The 24,400-nt window shown below is 35.3% G+C and carries 22 protein-coding genes; 13 read left to right on the forward strand and 9 right to left on the reverse strand.

Annotated features, from left to right (window positions below; genetic code table 11):
• Positions 1-19: 19 nt before the first annotated feature.
• Positions 20-1,285, reverse strand: coding sequence for a transcription termination factor Rho (gene rho, locus ACFIJK_RS01955; protein ID WP_015857121.1), 1,266 nt, complete (start codon positions 1,283-1,285; stop codon positions 20-22).
• 555 nt (positions 1,286-1,840) lie between these two features.
• Between rho and ACFIJK_RS01960 the strand changes: the two genes are divergently transcribed.
• The 6 genes from ACFIJK_RS01960 (at position 1,841) to polA (ending at position 8,660) form a co-directional block, all read left to right on the forward strand.
• Positions 1,841-2,665 (forward strand): pyruvate, water dikinase regulatory protein, encoded by an 825-nt coding sequence (locus ACFIJK_RS01960; RefSeq protein WP_375626120.1) that lies wholly within the window; start codon positions 1,841-1,843, stop codon positions 2,663-2,665.
• Positions 2,666-2,677: 12 nt separating this feature from the next.
• Positions 2,678-3,274 (forward strand): Maf family nucleotide pyrophosphatase, encoded by a 597-nt coding sequence (locus ACFIJK_RS01965; protein ID WP_375625518.1) that lies wholly within the window; start codon positions 2,678-2,680, stop codon positions 3,272-3,274.
• Positions 3,267-4,139, forward strand: a complete 873-nt coding sequence (locus tag ACFIJK_RS01970; protein WP_375626122.1) for a shikimate dehydrogenase — start codon at positions 3,267-3,269, stop codon at positions 4,137-4,139. The genes ACFIJK_RS01965 and ACFIJK_RS01970 overlap by 8 nt, the downstream gene beginning before the upstream one ends.
• Positions 4,136-4,720, forward strand: a complete 585-nt coding sequence (coaE, locus tag ACFIJK_RS01975; protein WP_375625516.1) for a dephospho-CoA kinase — start codon at positions 4,136-4,138, stop codon at positions 4,718-4,720. Before ACFIJK_RS01970 ends, coaE begins: the two co-directional genes overlap by 4 nt.
• A gap of 4 nt (positions 4,721-4,724) precedes the next feature.
• A complete protein-coding gene (dnaQ, locus tag ACFIJK_RS01980; protein ID WP_375625515.1) occupies positions 4,725-5,429 on the forward strand; it encodes a DNA polymerase III subunit epsilon in 705 nt (234 codons plus the stop codon).
• 321 nt (positions 5,430-5,750) lie between these two features.
• On the forward strand, positions 5,751-8,660 hold the full coding sequence (polA, locus tag ACFIJK_RS01985) for a DNA polymerase I (protein WP_375626125.1): 2,910 nt from the start codon (positions 5,751-5,753) through the stop codon (positions 8,658-8,660).
• A 5-nt stretch (positions 8,661-8,665) separates the two neighbouring features.
• Here polA and ACFIJK_RS01990 read toward each other — a convergent pair whose 3' ends face one another.
• From ACFIJK_RS01990 to ihfB, 7 genes are all read right to left on the reverse strand, one after another.
• Positions 8,666-9,529 (reverse strand): endonuclease/exonuclease/phosphatase family protein, encoded by an 864-nt coding sequence (locus tag ACFIJK_RS01990; RefSeq protein WP_375626127.1) that lies wholly within the window; start codon positions 9,527-9,529, stop codon positions 8,666-8,668.
• Between the two features lie 112 nt (positions 9,530-9,641).
• On the reverse strand, positions 9,642-10,415 hold the full coding sequence (locus tag ACFIJK_RS01995) for a Bax inhibitor-1/YccA family protein (protein WP_375626129.1): 774 nt from the start codon (positions 10,413-10,415) through the stop codon (positions 9,642-9,644).
• A 1,119-nt stretch (positions 10,416-11,534) separates the two neighbouring features.
• Positions 11,535-12,038, reverse strand: a complete 504-nt coding sequence (gene lspA, locus ACFIJK_RS02000) for a signal peptidase II (RefSeq protein WP_375626131.1) — start codon at positions 12,036-12,038, stop codon at positions 11,535-11,537.
• Positions 12,028-12,882: a TrmH family RNA methyltransferase gene (locus tag ACFIJK_RS02005; RefSeq protein WP_375626133.1), complete on the reverse strand. Its 855-nt coding sequence runs from the start codon at positions 12,880-12,882 to the stop codon at positions 12,028-12,030. Before ACFIJK_RS02005 ends, lspA begins: the two co-directional genes overlap by 11 nt.
• A 2-nt stretch (positions 12,883-12,884) precedes the next feature.
• Positions 12,885-13,820 (reverse strand): class I SAM-dependent methyltransferase, encoded by a 936-nt coding sequence (locus tag ACFIJK_RS02010; protein ID WP_375625509.1) that lies wholly within the window; start codon positions 13,818-13,820, stop codon positions 12,885-12,887.
• 175 nt (positions 13,821-13,995) lie between these two features.
• The gene (locus tag ACFIJK_RS02015) at positions 13,996-14,292 is read right to left on the reverse strand and encodes a LapA family protein (protein ID WP_375626136.1); all 297 of its coding nucleotides are present in this window, start codon (positions 14,290-14,292) and stop codon (positions 13,996-13,998) included.
• 7 nt (positions 14,293-14,299) lie between these two features.
• The gene (ihfB, locus tag ACFIJK_RS02020; RefSeq protein WP_012754445.1) at positions 14,300-14,578 is read right to left on the reverse strand and encodes an integration host factor subunit beta; all 279 of its coding nucleotides are present in this window, start codon (positions 14,576-14,578) and stop codon (positions 14,300-14,302) included.
• Positions 14,579-14,762: 184 nt separating this feature from the next.
• On the opposite strand from ihfB, the gene lptC reads away from it, so the two are divergent.
• The 6 genes from lptC to rlmN all read left to right on the forward strand — a co-directional run bounded on the left by lptC (position 14,763) and on the right by rlmN (position 21,731).
• Complete coding sequence (lptC, locus tag ACFIJK_RS02025) at positions 14,763-15,407, forward strand: LPS export ABC transporter periplasmic protein LptC (protein WP_375626138.1); 645 nt, start codon at positions 14,763-14,765, stop codon at positions 15,405-15,407.
• A gap of 76 nt (positions 15,408-15,483) precedes the next feature.
• Entirely contained in the window at positions 15,484-16,083 is a 600-nt protein-coding gene (locus ACFIJK_RS02030; RefSeq protein ID WP_375626140.1) for an LptA/OstA family protein, read from the forward strand.
• Between the two features lie 6 nt (positions 16,084-16,089).
• Positions 16,090-16,884 carry an LPS export ABC transporter ATP-binding protein gene (lptB, locus tag ACFIJK_RS02035; RefSeq protein ID WP_375626142.1) on the forward strand — a complete coding sequence of 265 codons (795 nt, stop codon included), beginning with the start codon at positions 16,090-16,092 and terminating at the stop codon, positions 16,882-16,884.
• A gap of 909 nt (positions 16,885-17,793) precedes the next feature.
• Positions 17,794-18,258: a PTS IIA-like nitrogen regulatory protein PtsN gene (gene ptsN / locus ACFIJK_RS02040; protein WP_012754449.1), complete on the forward strand. Its 465-nt coding sequence runs from the start codon at positions 17,794-17,796 to the stop codon at positions 18,256-18,258.
• Positions 18,259-19,958: 1,700 nt separating this feature from the next.
• Entirely contained in the window at positions 19,959-20,462 is a 504-nt protein-coding gene (locus ACFIJK_RS02045; RefSeq protein WP_375625556.1) for an invasion associated locus B family protein, read from the forward strand.
• A 42-nt stretch (positions 20,463-20,504) separates the two neighbouring features.
• Positions 20,505-21,731, forward strand: coding sequence for a 23S rRNA (adenine(2503)-C(2))-methyltransferase RlmN (gene rlmN / locus ACFIJK_RS02050; protein WP_375626145.1), 1,227 nt, complete (start codon positions 20,505-20,507; stop codon positions 21,729-21,731).
• Between the two features lie 503 nt (positions 21,732-22,234).
• On the opposite strand, the gene ACFIJK_RS02055 is transcribed toward rlmN, so the two are convergent.
• Positions 22,235-22,876, reverse strand: a complete 642-nt coding sequence (locus tag ACFIJK_RS02055; protein ID WP_375626147.1) for a LysE family translocator — start codon at positions 22,874-22,876, stop codon at positions 22,235-22,237.
• A 170-nt stretch (positions 22,877-23,046) separates the two neighbouring features.
• Between ACFIJK_RS02055 and ACFIJK_RS02060 the strand changes: the two genes are divergently transcribed.
• Positions 23,047-24,282, forward strand: coding sequence for an argininosuccinate synthase (locus tag ACFIJK_RS02060; protein ID WP_375625502.1), 1,236 nt, complete (start codon positions 23,047-23,049; stop codon positions 24,280-24,282).
• Positions 24,283-24,400 lie beyond the last annotated feature (118 nt).

The raw sequence follows: 24,400 nt of genomic DNA on the forward strand, positions 1-24,400 counted from the left end.
AATAAAAACTTTAATGACTCTACGTATTCATTGAATCAAAAAATTCACTATTGTTTTTTGTTTGCTTTAATTTATCAATCAAAAATTCAATTGCATCTGTTACATTCATAGATGCTAAAATACGACGAAGAACAAAAATTTTGTGTAAATCTTGTCGTTCTACCAAAAGTTCTTCCTTACGCGTTCCTGACTTTAAAATATCCATAGCAGGGAAAATACGCTTATCAGCAACTTTTCTATCAAGAACAATTTCAGAATTACCTGTTCCTTTAAATTCTTCAAAAATAACCTCATCCATACGACTTCCTGTATCAATCAAAGCCGTTGCAATAATGGTTAAAGATCCACCTTCTTCAATATTACGTGCTGCACCAAAAAAACGTTTTGGACGCTGGAGAGCATTTGCATCCACACCACCTGTTAAAACTTTCCCCGAAGAAGGAACAACTGTATTATATGCACGTCCAAGACGTGTAATAGAATCAAGAAGAATAACAACATCGCGTCCATATTCAACGAGGCGTTTGGCTTTTTCAATGACCATTTCTGCTACTTGTACGTGACGTATTGCAGGTTCATCAAAAGTAGAAGAAACCACTTCTCCTTTTACTGAACGCTGCATATCTGTAACTTCTTCTGGTCGTTCATCAATTAAAAGAACAATGAGATAACATTCAGGATGATTAGTGGTAATAGAATGAGCAATATTTTGAAGTAAAACTGTTTTTCCTGTCCGAGGAGGAGCGACAATTAACCCTCTTTGTCCTTTTCCCAATGGAGATATCAAATCAATCACGCGTGATGACATATCTTTCTCTGTAGGATCTTGTATTTCCATTTGGAAACGCTCATTTGAATAAAGAGGAGTAAGATTATCAAAGTGAATTTTATAACGAATCTTTTCAGGTTTTTCGAAATTAATTGTATTAATTTTAAGGAGAGCAAAATAACGTTCTCCCTCTTTTGGACTACGTATAGGACCTTCAATGGTGTCGCCTGTTTTTAAAGAAAATGACTGTATTTGTGCTGGTGAAAGATAAATATCATCGGGACCAGGAAGATAATTAGCGTCAGCAGATCTCAAAAAACCAAATCCGTCTTGTAAAACTTCAACAACACCCTCTCCTATAATTTCTACATCTTGTAGAGCAAGTTTTTTCAAGATAGCAAACATTAATTCTTGTTTGCGCATAAGAGAGGCATTCTCAACTTCTAATGTTTCAGCAAAAGAAACAAGTTCAACGGGATTTTTGCTTTTAAGTTCTTGTAGTTTCATTTTTTGCATGAAATATGCTCTTTGTAATTAAGGAGAAGATTATCTTAAATAATTTATGGAAATTTATGAATGAAATATTCTTAAGAAAAAAAATATTTTACACTCAATTTTTTTAATCTGCAAGTACCATTTATATGAAATTTATCCCTGTAATATTAAGTAATTGTATGAAAAAATTGAAAAAATATAAAAATACAAATAGTGTTTAATTTATTTTATAACAAAAATATGAGTTAGAATTATAGCATTAATTAAATGCTATTCAAAAGTATTTTTTACAGAAATTTATATTAATAAATTTATATTAAAGAAGGGATTCTTCTTATTTATAACTGTGTTTAGTGTGGATTATTATTTATCCTCAATTTTATCCACAAAAGAGACTAAAAAAAAGAATAAAAATAACACTATCTTAAAGATATTATCCCCTCTTTTTTATAAGAGGTATAAAATTATCACAAGCATTTAATTTGTGTATAAAAACGAAGAATTTTTCCTAAATTTTAGTTTTATAAAAAACGGTAAGGATATATACACATATCTTAACAAGGAGTTAAAATTTCTGTGACAAAAGAAAAAAAAATCTTTCATTTACACATGCTTTCTGATGCAACGGGAGAAACATTAATCTCTGTTGGAAGAGCTGTAGCATCGCAGTATACAATGAGTCAGGTAACAGAGCATATCTATCCTATGATTCGTAATGAAATACAGTTACAAAAAGCTCTTGATGAAATACAACAAGAGCCAGGTATTGTTCTTTACACAATGATTGATGAAGAATTTAAACTTCTCCTTCAAAAAAAGTGTAAAAAAATAAAAGTTCCATGTATTGATATATTGCATCCTGTTTTAAATGCTTTTCAGTCTTACCTTGGAATGCCAACACATTTACGTGCGAGCGCACAACATGATCTTAATGCAGATTATTTTCGCCGTATTGAAGCACTGGATTTTACAATAGAGCATGATGATGGACAGTCTTCCAGTAGCTTATCCGAAGCAGATGTGATCCTTGTTGGAATTTCAAGAACCTCTAAAACGCCAACAAGTATCTATTTAGCAAATCGCGGAATAAAAACGGCTAATGTTCCTCTTATTCCTAATATTGATTTGCCAGAATCCCTTTTAGAGGCAAAAAATTCTTTAATTATTGGTTTAATTGCTTCAGCTGAAAGAATCTCACATATTCGTCAAAATCGAGATTTGGGAGAAGGTTTTGCTCTTGATAGTTATACAAATCGTATCAACATAGCTGAAGAATTAATCTATGCAAAACGCATTTGCGAACGTTTTGGTTGGCCTATTATTGATGTCACAAGACGCTCTATTGAAGAAACTGCTGCTGCAATATTTGAACTTTTATCACGATTTCGTGAAGGAAAATGAGAGAAAATTCTCATGAACGCAGATACGTTAATATTAGCATCTCTTAGTTTTTATCGTGCAAAATTATTAAAAAAAGCAGGTTTAAATTTTTTCATTGAAGGAGCTTCTTTTGATGAAAGAGAAGTAGAAAAAAAAGCAAAAGAAAAAACATCTAAAGAACTCAGCTGTTTTCTTGCGAGTGCAAAAGCAAAAAATGTTTCAGATCGTTTTCCTGATGCTTTCGTTATTGGTTGTGATCAAGTGCTTGATTTGGAAGGTAAAGTTTTTCACAAAGCAACAAATATTAAGGAAGCACATCAACGTTTATGTGAGTTATCAGGAAAAACCCATTCTCTTCATAGTGCGGTAGCTTTATTTAAAAATGGTCAAAAAATTTGGGTTGAAGCTTTTAGTGCACATATGTCCGTCCGTTTGCTCTCGTCAGAATTTATTGAACATTATTTAGCACGCGTAGGAAAAGATGTTCTAAACAGCGTGGGAGTATATCAAATTGAAGGGGAAGGGATTCATCTCTTTGAAAAAATTGAAGGAGATTTTTTTACCATTGTTGGTTTACCTTTGCTGCCTCTACTCATAAAACTGCGTCATTTAGGAATTATTGATGGTTGACTTAACAATAAAAAAAATAAATTATCCGCGTGCTTTTGTTGTTGGTTCTCCAATTCATCATTCAAAATCGCCTAAAATTCACAATTTTTGGCTTAAACAATATGGTTTACAAGGAGAATATCTTGCACAAGAAGTAACATCTGAAAAATTCAGTCATTTTATTGCATCTTTACAAAAAATAGGTTTTTGTGGAGGAAATGTTACTTTGCCTTATAAACAGGAAGCTTTTCGTTTAGCAGATTATAAAGATGAGAGAGCAACAATGATTGGTGCTGTTAATACACTTTGGTATGAAGGAGATAAGCTTTGTGCCACGAATAGCGATGCCTATGGTTTTAGCGCTAATCTTGATGATTTTGCATCTGATTGGGGAGGAGAAACAGCTCTTGTTTTTGGAGCAGGTGGTGCCGCACGCGCTATCATATATGCCTTAGAAAAACGCGGATTTGAACAGATTTATTTGATTAACCGTACAAAACAACGCGCTGATAATTTAGCTCAGCATTTTGGAAAATACATTAAAGTTTACGATTGGCATAAAATCCATGAAATACTTCATCAAGCTGATTTGATTGTTAATACAACCTCTATTGGCATAAAAAATCCAGAAGAAAAAAGTGATTCTTTTTTTTGCGATTTTCATAAAGCAAAAAAAACGGCGTTAGTAACAGATATTATTTATACACCATTAATAACTCCTTTTTTACAACAGGCAAAAGCTTGTGATCTCAAGACGGTTGATGGACTTGGGATGCTTCTACATCAGGCTGTTATAGGGTTTGAACAGTGGTTTGGAATAAGACCACAGGTAACAAAAACATTACGGACAGCTATTTTAGAGGATATGAGTGAAAAGAAAGAATGAAGATCATAGGATTAACGGGATCAATTGCTATGGGAAAATCAACAGTTGCTGATTTTTTCAAGCAAGCGGGTATATCTGTTTTTAGTGCTGATGAAGCAGTACAACGGCTTTATAAAAGTGAGCCAGTTTTGTCATTCATAGAGAGTATTTTTCCTGGTGTTGTTGAAAAAGGTGAAGTTAACCGTTTGAAACTTTCTGAAATTTTGATTGATGATAAGGAAAAATTACAAACATTAGAAAAAATAATTCATCCTTTGGTGCAAGAAAAAGAAAGGGAATTTATTGATATAGCGCGTAAACAAGGGAAAAAATTAGTTATTCTTGATATTCCACTTCTGTTTGAAAAAAATGGTGAAAGTCGTGTGGATAGCGTTATTGTTGTTTCTGCTCCACCAGAAATACAAAAAGAACGTGTAATGATTCGCCAAGGTATGAATGAGAAAAAATTTGCCTTTATCAATGCTCGACAAATGCCGGATGAAAAAAAACGAGAACGTGCTGATTTTATTATTTATACAGGGAAAGATTTAGAGAATACACGTCAACAGGTTTTTGATGTGATAAAAAAACTAAAGAATTGAAGTCATGCGGGAAATTATTTTTGATACAGAAACAACAGGTTTAGATAAAGAAAAAGATCGCATAATCGAAATTGGTTGTGTAGAAATGGTTGATCGTTATCTTACGGGGCGACAATTTCATGTTTATTTAAACCCTGAAGGCGTTATTATTCCTGATGAAGTTGTAGCAATTCACGGATTAACCAATGAACGCCTAAAAAACGAGAAAAGTTTTAGTGATATTGTTGATGAATTTCTGGAATTTATCAAAGGTGCGACAATGATTGCGCATAATGCGAGTTTTGATATTGGTTTTATTAACGCAGAATTAAAACGCGTCAACAAACCGCTTATCAGTGTTGATAATATTCTTGATACATTGGCTATGGCACGGCGTAAATTCCCTATGGGTCCTAATTCTCTTGATATTTTATGCAAACGTTTTGGAATTGATAACAGTCATCGTGTTCTTCATGGTGCTTTGCTTGATGCAGAGATTTTAGCCGATGTTTATATTGAACTGATCGGTGGAAAGCAAGGTGTATTGGGTTTTGATAACAGAAGGGGACTTGAACATATCCAGAATGATAAAGATACATCTTATGCAGTTAAAATTCGCCCACAGGCTTTACCTTCAAGATTGAGTCCGCAAGAAAAAAGGTTGCACGCTGATTTTATCAACAAGATAGGTGAAAAAGCTCTGTGGAATAACTTTAAAATTCATGAATAACATCATTTTTTCTCTAAAAAAATCACTATTTAAATTAAAGAATATGGATGTCAAAAAAATGGTCGTTGTGGGGAGGGGAACACCACAACGACCCTGTCGCTACATCGTACCTCAGCTATCATAGGAGGAGCAAAATGAAAGCTATTAATCCTGTAACAGCAAAGAAAAGCTCTAGGTACTTAATATAAAGTGCAACGACTTCATGTGTTATGAAAAGAAAAAATGGCTTTTTAGAGGCAAAATGAAAAAATAAAAATAAAAGTGAAAAAAAATATATACAGGTAATTTGTTTTTTAGCTGAAATGGAGAAATAGAATTGTCATGAAAGCAACAGATCATCTTTTTTTGGTTGACGGATCAGGCTATGTTTTTCGTGCTTATTATGCTTTGCCGCCTTTAAAACGTAAAAAGGATGGACTTCCTGTAGGAGCAGTAGCTGGTTTTTGCAATATGTTATGGAAATTACTTTGTGATGCTCGTAATACAGCTACTGGTATTGTTCCAACACATTTTGCTGTTATTTTTGATTATTCATCTGATACTTTTCGGAAACAAATTTATCCTGAATATAAAGCGAATCGCGCTGAACCTCCTGAAGATCTAATTCCTCAATTTGCGCTAATACGCCAAGCAACGAAGGCTTTTAATTTGCCTTGTATTGAAAAGGAAGGCTTTGAAGCGGATGATTTGATTGCTACCTATGCAAAATTGGCAACAAAGGTTGGGGCAAAAACAACCATTATTTCTTCTGATAAGGATCTTATGCAACTCGTAAATACGCATGTATCTTTGTATGATGGAATGAAAGACAAACATATAGGTATCTCAGAAGTTGTAGAAAAATGGGGTGTTGCGCCTGAAAAAATGATTGATTTACAAGCATTAATTGGAGATTCAACAGATAATGTACCAGGTATTCCAGGTATTGGTCCCAAAACTGCAGCTCAGTTGTTAGATCAGTTTGATTCTCTTGATCTTTTATTGCAAAACGTAACAGAAATTAAACAAACAAAACGACGCGAAAACATTCAAGCTTATAGAGAACAAGTTAAAATTTCTCGTGAACTTGTTAGGCTTAAAACAGATGTTCCTATAGATAATGATTTAGATGATTTTGTTTTGGAGCCACAAGATGGTCCACGTTTAATTGCTTTTTTGAAAGCGATGGAATTTTCAACATTAACGCGTCGCGTGGCAGAGGCAACGTCATGCGATGCAGCTGTTATTGATGCCCTTGATATAGATGTTGAATGGGAAAAACTGAGCCACAGGCATGATTCTGATATCAATAATACTGAGCGCGCATCTCTTCATAATTTTTCTGAAAATTCTCCACAAGTTTTTGCACAAAAACGTAAAGATCAAGCGCTGACTCAAAAAATTACAAGAGATGCTTATACAACAATTCTTGATGAGGAAATTTTAAAAGATTGGTTATCACAAACACAAGAGCAGGGTTTTTTCGCTTTTAATACTGAAACAACATCTCTTGATCCGATGCAAGCAAAGCTTGTTGGTTTTTCACTCGCATTACAGCCAGAAAAAGCAGCTTATATACCTCTTGAACATTTTGATGAAGGAGAAGAGGACCTTTTGAGGGGCGGGCGCATTGCCTCGCAGATTGAGACCCGAAAAGCTTTAGCACTTTTAAAACCGATATTAGAAGATTCATCGGTGTTAAAAATTGGCCAGAATATAAAATATGATTGGTTGGTGATGAAGCAATACGACATTATGATAAGCTCTTTTGATGATACCATGCTTTTATCATATGCTTTTGATGCTGGAACATTAACCCATAATATGGATGATTTATCTGAACGTTGGCTTGAGCATAAACCAATTTCCTATAAAGATTTAACGCATAACGGAAAAAAAATTACTTCTTTTGCACAAGTAGATTTAAAACAAGCAACCCTTTATGCGGCGGAACATGCTGATATAACGCTACGCCTTTGGCAAGTATTAAAACCGCAACTTGTTGCTCGTGGAATGACAAAAATTTATGAGCGTCTTGATCGACCCCTTGTAGAAGTTCTTGCAAAAATGGAAGAACGTGGGATTCTTATTGATCGGCAGATTTTATTGCGTCTTTCAGGAGAATTGGCACAAGCTGCTTTGATTTTAGAAGAGGAAATTTACAAACAAGCTGATGAAAAGTTTAATCTTTCTTCGCCAAAGCAATTAGGGGATATCCTTTTTGGCAAAATGGGATTACCTGGAGGCGCTAAAACTAAGGGTGGACAATGGTCAACTTCTGCACAGACCTTAGAAGAGTTGGCTGCTGAAGGTCATGTTTTGCCGCGTAAAATTATTGAGTGGCGTCAACTTGCAAAGCTAAAATCTACCTATACAGATGCCTTGCCTTCTTATATTTTTTCAAAAACAGGGCGAGTTCACACGAATTATTCTTTGGCAATAACATCAACAGGGCGGTTATCATCATCAGAGCCAAATTTGCAAAATATTCCAGTGCGGACTGCTGAAGGGCGTAAAATTCGAACAGCTTTTATTGCTCCCAAAGGACATGTGTTACTTTCTGCTGATTATAGTCAGATTGAATTGCGCATTCTTGCACATATTGCGGATATAAAAGCATTAAAAGAAGCTTTTGCTAAAGGGCATGATATTCACACTATAACGGCATCACAAATGTTTGGCGTTGCGATAGAAGGAATGCATTCAGATATACGACGGCGTGCAAAAGCGATTAATTTTGGTATTATTTATGGTATTTCAGCTTTTGGATTAGCCAATCAATTGGGAATTTCACGCCAAGAAGCGGGTCGTTATATTCAACTGTATTTTGAAAGATTTCCAGGAATTAAAGATTATATGGAGAAGACCAAAATCTTTGCACGTGAAAATGGTTATGTAGAAACAATTTTTGGACGTCGTATCCATTATCCAGAAATAAAAGCAAAGAATGTAAAAATTCGTTCTCTTAATGAGCGAGCAGCTATCAATGCTCCAATTCAAGGTTCTGCAGCCGATATTATTCGCCGCGCTATGATACATATGGAAGATGCTTTAAAAGAAGAAAAACTATCAGCAAAAATGTTACTGCAAGTGCATGATGAACTGATTTTTGAAGTAACAGAAGAAGAAAGTAAAAGAACCATGGCTGTTGTTAAAAATGTTATGGAAAATGCTACAATGCCGATTTTATCTTTATCTGTACCGCTTGAAGTAAAAGTCATGACGGCTCAAAATTGGGATGAAGCACATTAATTTTTTTATTTATTTTTAAGAATGTTGATTGCGTTGGAAAGATTAAGATAGGCTTTGATAGGCAAATGATCTGAAGCAATGCGTGCAAGCGGTGAATGATGATTTTCAATACTTGTTATCAATTGGTGTGGAAAAGAAAAAACTCTATCAAGGGCTAAAAAAGGAAAGCGAGAGGGAAAACTTGGTACAACTTCAAAAGTGCTATCAAAATAGGGAAAAAAATGATTTAAAGATGAGCCTTTTCCCATCCGCCATTCATTAAAATCTCCTATGAGGAGTGTAGGCATAAGGGAGCGTTTTTGGAAAATTTCAAGGAGCATTTTTGTTTGTTGTTTACGAGAGTAACGTAATAAGCCAAAATGAGCCGCAATAATACGAATAGGGCCTGCTGCCATTTCCAACTCTACAATTACAGCCCCACGTGGTTCAATACTAGGAAGAGTGACTTGTAAAGTATCACGTACATATCCCTTTCGCAAAAAGAGAGCATTCCCATGCCAACCATGTCCATGAGGTGACATAGTATTAAGAGGTACAGGAATCAAACCGGTTTCAGCTTTTAATAGCTGAAGATTAATCAAACCGATGCGTTCTCCAAAACGTCTATCTGCTTCTTGAAGAGCAAGGATATCAACTTGTAATTCAGTAATAACACGGACAATTCTTGTAGGATTAAAAATTTTATCAACACCTACACATTTATGCACATTATAGGAAGCAACGGTCAGATCATAATTACTATTTTTATTGATGATGTTTGATTGATGATGAGAACGGCTGTGAATTGCATTTAAAAAGGAGCTATGGAGTTTTTGTTGGATAAAACCGGTAAACCAAGGAAATTTTTGCTTATAGGGTATTTTTGTCATTTTGCGAAAAGAATAGTCCCTAAGAGACAAAGGGTAAAGACTTACACTAAAAACAAAAGAACCTTGTCTCTTTTAGAAACAAGGTTCTTTAATTAAGTTATGATTTTTGCAATCAATCACGGTTTGAGCCAAGAAATTGTAGCAAGAAGACAAACATATTGATGAAATCAAGATAAAGATTCAACGCGCCCATAATAACTTTACGTCCTCTGGTGTCGCTTTCATCTCCTTCATAATACATCAACTTAATGCTTTGGGTATCGTAGGCTGTCAAACCAGCAAAGATAAAAACACCAATTACAGAGATAGCAAATTGCAAAGCGCTTGATCCAAGAAAAATGTTCACAATCATGGAAAGAAACAAGCCGATCAATCCGATGAATAGGAATGAACCGATTGCTGTGAGATCACGCTTTGTTGTGTATCCATAAAGTGAAAGAGCTCCAAAAGTTGCGGCGGAAATGACAAAGGTTTGCACAACACTTTCTGTCGTATAGCGCAAAACGATTGAAGACAGTGAAAGACCAACCAGAGCAGCATAACCAAAAAAGAGGCTACGAGCAGCGTTTGTACTCAATGTATTAATTTTAAAACTGAGGAATAAAACTGCTATGAGTGGTGCAAACATAACAATGTAAGAGAATGGCGATGTATAAAATGTTACTCCAAATGATGTTAGATAAACACTGCTATTGATCTGAGCTGCTGCTTGGCCCATATCCGTTGTCGTTGCTAATGATACAATTGCATAAGCGGCAGCAGCTGTAATAAGCAAACCAATGGCCATTGTATTGTAGACACCCAACATATAGTCGCGTAATCCCTGATCAATTGATGCATCGGCATGAGAAGCAGGTGCCGAACGTAAATCTTTAAAATTAGCCATAATATAAAATCCTTTAGCATATGTTCCGTCAGGTACAGGGCTTTAAAAGTATCTCTGTCATTATACAGATAAGCTTGGCATAAGCTTTAATTTGGCAAATACAAAAAACCCTTAAGAATCACTGACAGAATTCCAGTATACCTACTCTTATTATGGCGATTTATTTAAAAATTACAAGAGATTTATATAAGCAAGGAACCTTACAAATTGGTAAGGAAATGGTTCATTTTAATAAAAAATGTTTCCATTTTTCGCCATATTTTTACAAGATAATAAAGACTACACTCAAAAATTTTTATTATTCACAGAAACTATGTAATACAATCCTTTATAAAATATCCACTATTTTTGCGTTTATGAGAAGAGCGGCAACTATCATAACGCTATTTTTCAATCTTCAATATTGCACCTGTTTTGCACGGTTAGAAGAGCTATTGAATTGGATTTATATAACATATTGAGATATAATGATAAACTGTCTTTTTGTATGCTAGATAATATTCCGAATATCGTAAGATTCTCTGGTTGCAAATCTGTTTATATTACATAAATCAAGATTATTGACTTGCTTGTGTCTTGCAAGAGACATGGTTTTAATAAATTCAGCATGAACAGATTTCAAATAAAAGAGATTTAGGCTATTAAGGGCTTTTATTCAATATGAAAAACGGTAATTTATATTTATAATCAATAGGTTGATTTAAGAAGACACCATTGAAGATAGTTGAAAAAATGTTTTTTATTAAACAATATATAAACCAAAAAAGGAGAGTTTTTTAACGAAGCGCTTAAGAAGGGCTCTGTAAAAAACAATACCTGTAAAAACTAAAAACATATGAAAAGCAAATGTTCTAAGCAAATAATAGAACTTTAAATGCTGTAAAATATTTTCTCTCTGAATTTGATAGAGGACATATGGATAAAAAATATTGATTTCTATTTGAGTTCATTTCTTTTGCATTGACCAAGTGTAGAAGTGTAAAGTTGAAAAATAAGATTTTATAATCTTATGAAAAGAAACACGAAAAACAATTAGCTGCAAGAATTATCCAAGAAAAATCAATTTATAATCAGGCTTATGATGGTCAATGATCTCTGTTTTCTAAGACAATGAGCATATCAATGAGAAGATGTATTGTTAGAATGATTTTTTGCTTTCATCCAAGCGCGCAATTCTTCAATAAGGATGGCAATAACACCGAGAGTGATAAAACTATCTGCAAGGTTGAAAATAGCAAAATAAAAAATATCATCAATATGAAAGAGTATATAATCAGTGACATGATGAAAGCGAATACGATCAATGAGATTGCCAATTGCTCCCCCAATAATAAGGATAAGGCCAAAGCGCATTAAAGACTTATTATATTCAGTATTTTTCCATAGCCATAGAAGGAAGATAATCACAATGATTGTGATGGCGATGATTACCCAGTGAGAAAAGGAAGAAAAAAACGAAAATGCAATGCCAGAATTACGCACATGATAAAGGGAAAGAAAAGGAATAAGCGAAATTTCTGTTCCTAAAGGCATATTGTGCATAACCCAGTATTTGACAGCTTGATCAAGTAGTACTGTAAAAGCCAAACCCAAGAGAAGAAAAGGGAGTGATTTAGGCGTCATATTTTTCCTCACATGGTTCCAGTATTAAATAGGGGCGACGGATTTCATAAAGCATAACAGCTGTTGCTACAGCTAGATTAAGCGAGTCTGCGCGTCCGCTTTGTGGAATACGCGCAAGTTTATCACACCGATTTGTAAGAAGATCTGATAATCCCTGTTTTTCATTCCCCATTAAAAGGATAATAGGGCCATTTTTGAAATCAAGTGTGCGATAATCCAGAGATCCTTTGAGATGTGTTCCAACGATCATACCTTTAAAGTGAGCAGACCAGTTTAAAAAGGCGCTTTCATCAAGACGATAAAGTGGCACAGAGAAAATAGATCCCATGGTTGCACGGACCGCTTCAGGCGAGAAAGGGTCTGTTGTTTCGCCAATTAAAATAACACCTTTAGCACCTACAGCATCAGCAGTTCGAATAATGGTACCAAGATTTCCAGGATCACGTACACGATCAAGCGCGATGTAAACATCTTTAATCTGTCCTTTTATCATTTCAAGAGAGTGCCATTTTTGCTTGAAAATACCAATAACTGTTTGTGGATTATCGCGTCGGGTAAGTGATTCCATAACCTTTTGTGAGGCTTTAATAACAAAACCACCGTTGGCTACAGCATGTGCGGCAGTATTTTCGATAGCAGCATTACCGATTTTACTTTTAGAAAAAATAAGCGTCTGTATTGTCCAGCCGAGATTGAGAGCATCAATGACCAATTTCAATCCTTCTGCCATGAAAAGACCTTCTCTATTACGGTTTTTCTTTTGGCTAAGTGCTTTAAGATCTTTTATGATGGGGTTGCTAAGAGAGGTAATTTCTTTCACTGTACCAGTTTTGGGTCTACACATATTCAAGCAATCCAACGGCTAAAAAGAGAAGTAGAAAGAGCACGTCCTGCAACTTCTTCACGCAAAATGAGTTCTCCTGATTCGACCGTACCACCAAGATTTACAAATGCATCACGCATTAAAGCATGAAGTGCAAAGAAGGAAGCACGAATAGAATAAGCTGTAAGGACAACAGAGAGCGGTTTATCAGAGAGAAGTTTACGACAATTTGTGATCATAGCGGGTAAATGATCAAACAGTTGCCAAATTTCACCATGGGGTCCACGCCCATAAGCAGGGGGATCAAGAAGAATCATATCATAGCTTTTCTTACGACGCAGTTCACGCTCGACAAATTTCATAGCATCATCGCAAATCCAGCGAATAGAATGATCTGGTAATCCTGCTTTTTCTTGATTAGCTTTTGCCCACGCAATGGCTTTTTTAGAAGCATCAACATGGGTAACATTCGCACCCGCTCGTGCCCCAATCAAAGAGGCAATACCTGTATAGCCAAAAAGATTCAACAATTTTATAGGACGTTCGGCTTTAACAATTTGTTTTTCCATAGAGCGCCAATGGGCATCTTGTTCAGGAAAAACCCCCACATGACGAAAGGAAGTAAAACGGCCTAGAAAAGGCAATCCATTCCAAGAAAGAGTCCATGTTTCATCAAGTGGCTTTTTAGGAAAATGCCAACGACCAACCCCTTCTTCATCACGGTTTCCTGTGAAAATAGCATCAACATCAGCCCATTGTTTTTGTGGTAAAGCGGGTTTCCATAGTGCTTGACCTTCTGGTCGAATAATGCGGTAAGCTCCATAACGTTCTAATTTTTGTCCATGACCAGAATCAATGAGAGCATAGTTTTCACTTACACCTGTTTCTAAAATAAGGGGCAACTTTTCCTGCGGATATCTATTGTTATGGGAGGAGGATTGAAAGCATTGTGCGGGCATGTTTTGTATCACGGTATATGAGGTATGAAAATATATTATAAAGTTCTTAAGTGTTTCGTAAAAGTGCAAAAGAGCTAAAGCCAATTAAAATATGTATAAAAAAGAAAAGAGCACCTTTAACTCTGTACTGAATATAAAATACAGAGAGAAGAGAAAAGATTTAATTAAAATACCATTACACCAGATTTGTGATAGACGTTTTCAATTTCTCTATCTCGGCGTTACTTTTTTTGAGAGCTTTTTTGTATTTGTGATAGGAAAACCAACTGATCAGATTCCCTAATAAAATACCAAAACCAAAGAAAATAAAGAGCCATATAAAGAGGGGAGCATGATAAGTAAAACTTTCAGAATCTGCTCGAAAAGGATCAAGGGTTAACGGAACCATTTGACGATTAGCAACGATAAAAACAATCAAAAAAGCTGCGAGAATCACACCGATACTTGTTAGAAGAATACGTTTAATTATCATAAGTTTCTCACTGATTAAGACGGTCGCGTAAATCCTTGCCAGTTTTAAAAAAAGGAATCCACTTTTCTTCAACAGAAACAGCTTCACCTGTTCGTGGATTACGTCCATTACGGGCTGAACGGCTTTTTACAGAAAAAGCTCCAAATCCACGAAGTTCAACACGATTGCCATTTGCAAGTGCTGTTGAAATTTCCTCAAAAATAGCGTTTACAATATTCTCCACATCCCGTTGAAAAAGATGCGGGTTATGACGAGCGATAATTTGCACAAGCTCTGATTTTACCACAATAGCCTCACTTTCACACAAAAATTTTTTTGTAATTGTGCACTTCATACATATTACAATATATAAACGGATAAAAGCAAAATAAAACGAAGAAAAAACAAATTGCAAGAAACAAAATTTGAAAATACCTTCTATAAAGGTTATACAGATTAAAAATGCGGAGTATTTAAGAGATTAGGAGAGTATGTCCGTACACAATCATTATGAAGCCTTTTCGACGCAATCATCTTTCGGAGATGTTTTTAAAAAAGCATCCCGTCATTCGCGTCGCGTTAGCATATTAAAATTTTTTTTACCTCTCTTAGCGTTGATTTCAGCGCTGGTTTTTTGTTGGTTTACGTTTTTCTTGGTTCCCGTTACTTCTGATTCTATGCCTTTGAATAATGAAGAAAGTGGCGTGGTGAATTTGACGATGCTCAATCCAAAGTTAGAAGGGTATACGCGTGCTCATGAACCTTATTGGCTTAAAGCAGAAAAGGCATTTCAAGATCATACACACTCTGGAATGATTGGATTACAAAACATTACAGCTAAAGCATTTATGGGTCAACAAAGACAGGTTTTTCTTGCAGCACAAGGGGGGGTTTACGATAATATTAATGGTTTTTTACAGTTGGACAAGCCATTCACCATTACGACGAATGATGGGATGATGGCACAATTTATGTCAGCGAGTATTAATTTATCCGAGGGACAGTTAAAAACAGACCAACGTGTTAATATTCAGCAAGCCGGTTTGCATCTTGCCGCAAATGCATTACAAATTCGAGAAAAAGGAAAAAACATGTATTTCCATGGTGGTGTGCATTTAGTGCTTCAAAAGCAATGACGCAATATCAATTTGAATCTTCAAAGGATATTTATAAAGAGAAGTATGTGTATATACAAACAGAAGAATTGAAATAATGAAATCGTACAAAAGATGGATAGGTGTGACGTTAGCTTTTAGCATGGGAATGTTAGGAGGAGGAGCAATTTTAGGATATGCTGAAGTGGCTCATTTTGGAATAAGTTTATCAAGCGACAAAGAACCGGTAGAACTTCATGCAGATTCTTTGGAAATACGTGATAAAGAAGGGATAGCGCTTTTTAAAGGTGATGTTTCAGTGGTGCAAGGTGAACGTCTTTTAAGAACGGCAAAATTAGTTGTTTACTACGATAAAGCACATAAAGAAATTGATAAAAACAAGGAAGATACAAAGGCATCATCTGTTTCTTTATTTGGTTCGTCGAGTATACAAAAAATGGAAGCTTTAGGAAAAGTTTATATAAAAATTGCTACGCAAATTGCTACGGGTGATAAAGGCGTTTTTGATGGAAAGTCAAAAATAATGAGTTTGACAGGGAGTCATGTTGTGTTAACTGATGGTGACAATGTGGCCACGGGGTGCAAACTAACGGCAAATATGGAAAGCGGAAAGGCTTTTTTAGAAGGTTGTGAGACGCCTAAGAAAAAAGGTCGTGTTTCTATTATTTTAAAACAAAATCAAAAGAATGGCCATTAAGATTTCATGTTTGGAATCAAAAGAAAAAGACAGACCGATAGGTATAATCTTGAAAGTGAAGCTTCAAAAAATCCCTTAAAAGGGACCTTGATTGCCAGTAACTTGATTAAAATTTATCGAGGAAGACGAACTGTTAATGGTGTTTCTTTTGGCATTCGTACGGGAGAAGCCGTTGGCATTTTAGGGCCTAATGGGGCAGGTAAAACAACTTGTTTTTATATGGTTATGGGGCTCATAAAATCTGATGGAGGATCCATTAAAATTGATGGATTTGATATTACGCATCTTCCGATGTATCGACGTGCGCGTTTAGGTATTGGATATCTTCCACAGGAGGCTTCGATTTTTCGTGGTCTTTCAGTAGAAAATAACATTAAAGCTGTTTTAGAGGTCGTTGAAAAAGATCGCCTTAAACAACGTGAAGAATTAGATAGCCTTTTACATGAATTTAAAATTGATCATTTGCGTAAAATGTCTGCACTTTCGTTATCTGGAGGTGAACGTCGGCGACTTGAAATTGCGCGCGCTTTAGCTTCTCGTCCCCATTTTATGTTACTTGATGAACCATTTGCAGGAATTGATCCTATCGCTATTTTCGATATTCAACAACTTATTCGTCATTTAACTAGGCGTGGTATTGGTGTTTTAATAACGGATCATAATGTGCGTGAGACATTAGGGCTTGTCGATCGCGCTTATATTATTCATACAGGGCGGGTGTTAGTTCATGGTTGTCCTAATGATATTATCAACAACGTTGATGTACGCAGAATTTATTTGGGAAATCAATTTTCTCTTTGATTTTACAGCTTTCACGAGTTTCCATTTAAATTTAACCAAACATTATTACTGAAAATCTCCTTATTTATGCCAAAACTTCTTTTATGACTATAACCTTAATGTTGTTATTGAGCGGTGAAAAAGGCTTCATCATTAGAGGTTAATTTGTTGTTTTATAAGTTTAGCTTGCTCATGATTGTATTATAGAAAGATATCACTAGATTAACTTGATAATGAGTGATAAACGAAGCTCTTAATAAATGCGTGCATTATTGAAAGGTAAAAGATATTTATCATATTTTTTTCTGTCGAATCAAATAATATATCGATGATGCTGTTTTAGGTATTTTGATGGGAGCACCGGTTATATATTGCGGTTATTCAATAGGAGTTGTCGTATTTTATTGGTTTATATGGCCTATTTGAAAATAGGAGCTGGGCTACAGATATCAGGATAAATCTATAAATCTTTTAAACTAATCATTAAATCTCTAAAAACCTTTATATTCTTGTTATAAGGCGATGTTCAAGCTATACAATAATTTTCAAAGTAAAGGTCCATTTTGCTCAGTATGCTTTTCATCTTAATTTAAGGGCTCATTTTTAAAGAAAGAAAAACTCTGATGGCGAATTATACATCAACTCTTATGACAAGTTTAATAAATTTATGAATAATGACCTTTTCTAGAGTCGTAAGGAAATTAACTTTATGAACAACTTCATTTCTTTGGTTTCTCATGCCGTTAATGATGATCCGAATACTATTTATTGTTGTGATAGAAGTGATATGAGATGTATTGAGCCATCATCCATTATAAATTGAAAAGTAAAAACACATGCGATGTTGCGAAAAGTGAAAGAACATTAAGTATCTATACTGTTTATAGGTTTATTGATGAGCATTTTAGCGTGTAAGAGGAAAATTAAAGTATGAATTTGAGTGAGTTAATAGCACCGGAAGCGATCATTCCGGCTCTTAAGGCTAATTCGAAAAAACAGGTTCTGCAAATTTTAGCCGAAAAAGCTTCCAAGCTAACAGGTCTTAGTGAGCATGTGATTTTTGATGTTGTTTTACAGCGCGAGAAGCTTGGTTCAACGGGTTTGGGCGGAGGTATTGCAATTCCTCATGGAAAATTACCTGATATTAATCGGATCATTGGTATATTTGCACGTCTTGAAAGTCCTGTTGATTTTGAAGCTCTCGATGACGAACCTATAGATCTCGTTTTTCTCCTTTTAGCACCTGAAAATGCTGGTGCGGATCACTTAAAAGCTTTATCACAGATCGCACGTGTTTTGCGTCACACTGATGTTGTGCAAAAGTTGCGCAATACGCATAATGCTAATGCGCTTTATGCTTTACTGATTCAAACTTCAGAATCAAATGCAGCTTAGAAGATATTATGAGTGCATAAGTTGCAAGGTATACACCACGGAACGTAGAAAATAATATAATTTTTATCTTAAAAGACTGATAGCAAAAGGTTATGTCATGCAATTTATGAGAAATCGTTTCTAAGCGAACTTTCTTTTTAAAGAGCAAGTAACAAAACGAAGTACTTGTTTTTTCTTGTTCTTGTATATTAAAGCATCTAAACATTATGCTTCATGGATTCTTTTATCCTGTTATACTGTAAAAAGCCATCATTTGAGGTGTGGAGAGATAAGGCATGTAAGTCTTCTTAATATATTAAGTGCTTTTAGAATGTGTGGTAAATATTCTTTAGCAGGACTTGTCTGTAGAGCTTTTGGTTAAGTAAATCAAATAAGTAGGAAGACAAGAGTAGACTGCTCGACAAGAATCCAAACTTTTTCAGTCCAGATTGGATTAAGAATCTTCGTCCTTTGAAAGCGGGAAAGAAATCAACAGAAAAGTTTATTTATGCATCGAATTTTTCGTAAGTTGAGTTTGAGTGTTTAGGGATAATATTTTAATGCTCAAGAAAAAATAAGAGTGTATGCTCAGTATAGCAAGATATTGATTTATAAATATAATTAACTATTTTGCATGTTGGATGAGAGATGCGAATACTGTAAGATTCTCTCACTTCAAACCTGTTTATGTTGAATCAATCAAAACCATTTTCTTGCATGTTGTAAACGGAATTAGCGTGTGGATAAAAACTGTACAAGAAAGGGGTAAAAATGAAAGTTATAGCTTTAGGTTGGGTGAAACAGCTTTGTGCATGGGAAGATTTATTAAGATCCACTTTAATTGATTAAAATGTTGTTAAAAAATGATAAGGTTAGAATTGCTGTAGAAAAGGTTTTATATTTTTGTTGATAAATTACTTAGAAATAAGAGAAGGAAACTTTTCAAAAGAATTCTTAGGAAGTTTTTTATAACAGAAAGGAAAATGTCGTCTAACATATTAAAATAATATGATTAAGCTATTATAAGCTACTAAAATCATTTTAGAAATTAATAATTGGAGATAAAATATATAGGGAAATAAGATCAAAAGAAACAAAGTGGTATGTGATTATTGAGATAGAATCTGAATTCTTTATGTTTTATTATTAATATCTTGATAATATTTTATTATTTTTACAAGATATTTTGAAGATTGAGAAAAAGTGTTATCGGGACGATATTGAATACGAAGTATGAATGCACTATAATGGGTGAAAGATGGAGTATTTTGCGAACATAAATGTATTGAATGCATAAAGTCGAGGAGTGATATCCGTAAGGCGATTAAGCTTTTTTGCGGGGAGTACGGTGTGTATTTTCAAAATTTTGCATCAGATTGCTTGTGACATAAAGAGTATGGTTTATTTCTTAACAGAGTGATGGTATATTTTCATCTCGTTTTGAAGTTCTATAGCTTAAAGAAATCTTTTTTTATACAAAAACGAAATGAGTAGCGTAAAATGAAGATGTTATTTTTTAATGTGATTATTGAATAAGAAGTTTATGTTTTGGTAACGATTAAAAGGTCACAATGAAACGTAGAAATCTATTCTGGTTAGTGTGAAAATATTTCGCTTATTGAAGGAATTAAGACAATAACACATGAATATCGAGGAGTTTTTGTTGAATTTTTCCAATGAAGAGAATCTTGTTAGAGACTAAAGAAGTGAGCTAAATGAAGATGTTTGAAAAGACTGTTATTGCTGCATCTGTAATGGTTCTTGTTACAGCGGGCGTGGCATGTGCACAAACGCCAAGCCGTTTAAATCAATTTGAAGCGTGGGGAGCCTATTCTTATAAATCGCCCAAAAATACGATTTGCTATGTGTTATCGGTACCTTTGAAGGCTCTTCCAACGACAGTTAATCATGGTGATAATTTTTTCTTGGTTACCAAGCGTTCTCATTCACCTATTTCGTTTGAACCGCAGTTTATGGCTGGTTATACCCTTCAAGAAGGGTCGAGAGTGACAGTGACCATTGGAGGTAAGGACTTTGATTTTTTCACGAAAGATTCCTCAGCTTGGTTGGCTTCATCAGAGCTAGAAAAGCAGCTTGTTTCTGCTATGCGTGCAGGAAGCAATATGACAGTGAAAGCGATATCAAAACGAGGAACGCATACCACTTATACTTATTCCTTAAAAGGGATCACTGCTGCATTAAATGCAGCTCAAAAGTGCCATTAAGGTTTTGATAATTTCTAAAATAGTGATGTGAATTGGAAAGCAATGGCCATTTCCTATGACCTTAGACCAGTTGGTTCATGTTTTGCGCGAGAAACAGATAATGTGATCGTGAAGGAGAGTTCTAAGCTCTCTTTAATTGGTTTGTCGCAAAATGAGATGGTGCAGGCTTTAAAGACAGTTGGTGTACCAGAGCATCAAACGCGTATGCGTGTGCGTCAGCTTTGGCATTGGCTTTATGTGCGTGGCGTTTCAAATTTTGATGAGATGCTGAATATTTCTAAAGCAATGCAAGAAACACTTAAGTGTCATTTCTCCATTGCGCGCCCAGAAATTGTTGGAGAACAAATATCAAAAGATGGTACGCGTAAATGGCTCTTACGTTTTCCTGCACGTGGAGCTGGAAGGCCTGTTGAAATTGAAACGGTTTATATCCCTGAAGAAGGACGTGGTACTTTATGTCTTTCATCGCAAGTAGGGTGTACGTTAACTTGCTCTTTTTGCCATACGGGAACGCAGATGCTTGTTCGCAATCTGACTGCGGAAGAAATTTTGGCACAATTATTGGTTGCACGTGATTGTTTGGGTGATTTTCCTGATAAAAATAACCCTGATGGGGCAATAGTTCCCATTGAAGGTCGCAAAATTACCAATATTGTTATGATGGGGATGGGAGAACCTCTTTATAATTTTGAAGCTGTTAAAAAAGCTTTATTGATTGCTTCTGATGGTGACGGGCTTTCTTTATCAAAACGTCGGATTACGCTTTCAACCAGTGGGGTTGTTCCTGGAATTATCCGAACCGGAGAAGAAATTGGTGTTATGTTGGCGATTTCACTCCACGCAGTACACGATACATTAAGGGATATGCTTGTTCCCATTAATAAAAAATATCCGCTTGCTTTATTAATGGAGGCTTGCCGTAATTATCCTGGTCTTTCCAATGCAAAACGAATCACTTTTGAATATGTTATGCTGAAAGATATCAATGATAGTTTAGATGATGCTAAGGGATTGATTAAGTTATTGAAAGGGATTCCTGCTAAGATCAATTTAATCCCTTTTAATCCGTGGCCAGGGAGCAATTATCAGTGTTCTGATTGGGAGCAAATCGAGCGTTTTGCTGATGTTGTTAATCAAGCGGGCTATGCTTCTCCTATTCGGATACCGCGTGGACGCGATATTTTAGCGGCATGTGGACAACTTAAATCAGCTTCAGAGCGTTTACGGAAATCTGAACGTTTGCGACTTGAAAATGCCATTGGTCATTAGTTAATACAACTTTCTGCGATATTAAAGCCTATGCTTTTTTTCAGTAAATCAGCATATAATAGCATGTGTGAGACAGAGATTAAGATGGATAAGTGCTAGACGAACAGTTTCAGCTTTTATATGCTCAATGGGGGAAAATATTGTATATAGTAGTCTGTTTGCGTAATCTCTAAAATGAGGAGGAAACCTCATTTAGAGGCAATATGAAGTCTTAAGGGTCTTAACTAATTTCCATATTATTACCATACCTTTTAATTCTATTTTATGACTTTTAAAAGCATCTACGGTAATATCTTTTAAAAAGTGGAGATTGTATATTGCCTCACTCTTTTGTTTATTACGTTCTTTAAAAAGATTTCGCTTTACACACGAAAACTCCCGATTCGCTTATAACGTACAAGGGAAAGATATTGTTTGATTCAAAATAAACAGGTTTAAAATGAGAGAATCCTACAATATTTTTGTTCTCATTTAAATTAAAAACGATAAATTACATTTATAAATCAATGTTTTGTAACTATAAGGAGATGGAGGGCAAAGATAGTAAAAGTACCAGCAATAAGCCAGTCGAGAAAGCGAATATAAAGAGGATTTTTATTGAGAATTTTGGTAAATTTATGCGCTGTAAAAACGATAGAAATTGTAATGGGAAAAGAAATAGGAATATAAGAGAGTCCTAAAAAGAGTAGCTTTTGTGTTGCCATAGGATCATCCGCATTGATAAATTGTGGTAAAAATGTGGCGTTAAAGAGTATAACTTTAGGATTTAAAAGATTGATTCCAATACCAGCAAGATAGTTACGTTTAGCGCTTTGAGATTTAGAAGATGTCTGTTCAAAGGAAAATGTCGGATTTCTCCGTAACGCTTGAAAGGAAAACCATAAAAGGTAAAAGGCGCCAACAATTTTTAGAAGAATAAAAGTGTGTGGTGCAGCAAAAATAAGCGCTGATAAGCCAAGTGCTACAGCGGTAACTTGAATGGCAAACCCTGTTGCACTACCCAAGGCGCACATAATTCCAGCTTTTTTGCTTTGTGTAATGGTTCGTCCTACAGAAAGCATCATATCAGGTCCTGGAATAAGTGCTAAAATCAACGATGCTAAAGCAAATTGTACAACAATAGACCACTCCGGTAGAAATGACACGTAAATCTCCTTTTATTTTTAAGCAGTATTCATTATTTACACTCTAAAGCGTTTTTATTTACCTTTTTTGCGTCTTTTTAATGTTGCTTAAAGAGAATTTATTTTTATACTTGTTGCATTGTTTTGATTTCTAGGTAGAAATAAAAGAGCAGCTCATATAGAACTTTGAAATGAAGAAGTGGCAAAATATTAGAAAAGTTGTTTTGGCTTATTCGGGGGGATTGGATACGTCAATTATTCTCAAATGGTTGCAAAGTACGCTAGGCGTTGAAGTTGTAACTTTTACAGCGGATTTGGGGCAGGGGGAAGAGCTAGAATTTGCTCGTCGTAAAGCTGAAATGTTAGGTGTTAAAGAAATCTATATTGAAGATTTGCGTGAAGAATTTGTGCGTGATTTTGTTTTTCCGATGTTTCGAGCCAATACCGTTTATGAGGGGACTTACCTTTTAGGAACATCAATTGCACGCCCACTTATTTCAAAACGCCTTATTGAAATTGCTAAGGAAACGGGAGCAGATGCAATTGCTCATGGGGCAACGGGCAAAGGCAATGATCAGGTGCGCTTTGAGCTTTCCGCTTATGCTCTTAACCCTGATATAAAGATTATTGCTCCATGGCGTGATTGGGATTTTAAGAGTCGGACAGATCTGTTTGAATTTGCTCGTACACATCAAATTCCTGTAGAAAAGGATAAGCAAGGCGAAGCACCTTTTTCAGTGGATGCAAATTTATTGCATTCTTCATCAGAAGGAAAGATTTTAGAAGATCCAGCACTTCCTGCTCCTGAATATGTCCATATGCGTACTCTTTCGGTAGAAGATGCTCCAGATCAAGCAACAAGAATCACTCTTGGCTTTAAAAAAGGTGATGCTGTTTCAATCAATGGAAAAAATTTATCTCCTGCAACTTTACTTGCAGAATTAAATCATTATGGGCGCGATAATGGTATTGGTCGGTTAGATTTGGTGGAAAATCGCTTTGTGGGTATGAAGTCGCGGGGTATTTATGAAACCCCAGGGGGGACCATTCTTTTAACGGCTCACAGAGCTATAGAATCTTTAACGCTAGATCGTGGTGCAGCTCATTTGAAAGATGAATTGATGCCACGTTATGCAGAACTCATTTATTATGGATTTTGGTTTTCGCCGGAACGTAAGATGCTGCAGGCAGCTATTGATTTATCTCAAGAACATGTTGAAGGTGAAGTCACGTTAAAACTCTATAAAGGAAACGTGATTGTTGAAGGGCGCCAAAGTAAAAAATCACTTTATTCGAGTGAGTTGGTAACTTTCGAGGATGATCAAGGTACTTATGATCAAAGAGATGCAACTGGTTTTATTAAATTAAATGCTTTACGTTTGCGTACATTAGCAATGCGTCATCAAGGCGATAAAGAAAAGAAATAGAAAGTTACGGTGACAAGTGTAATGTGGATTAGTGCTTTTGTATGAAATGCCTAGTTGAAGCATTTTTTCTGTTGGTTTTTACCGTTCTTTCGTTCAATATTAGAAGCTTATCTTTTGC

Origin of the sequence: Bartonella sp. PS17NMGDW (genome assembly GCF_042193555.1) — a bacterium.
GTDB lineage: Bacteria > Pseudomonadota > Alphaproteobacteria > Rhizobiales > Rhizobiaceae > Bartonella > Bartonella grahamii.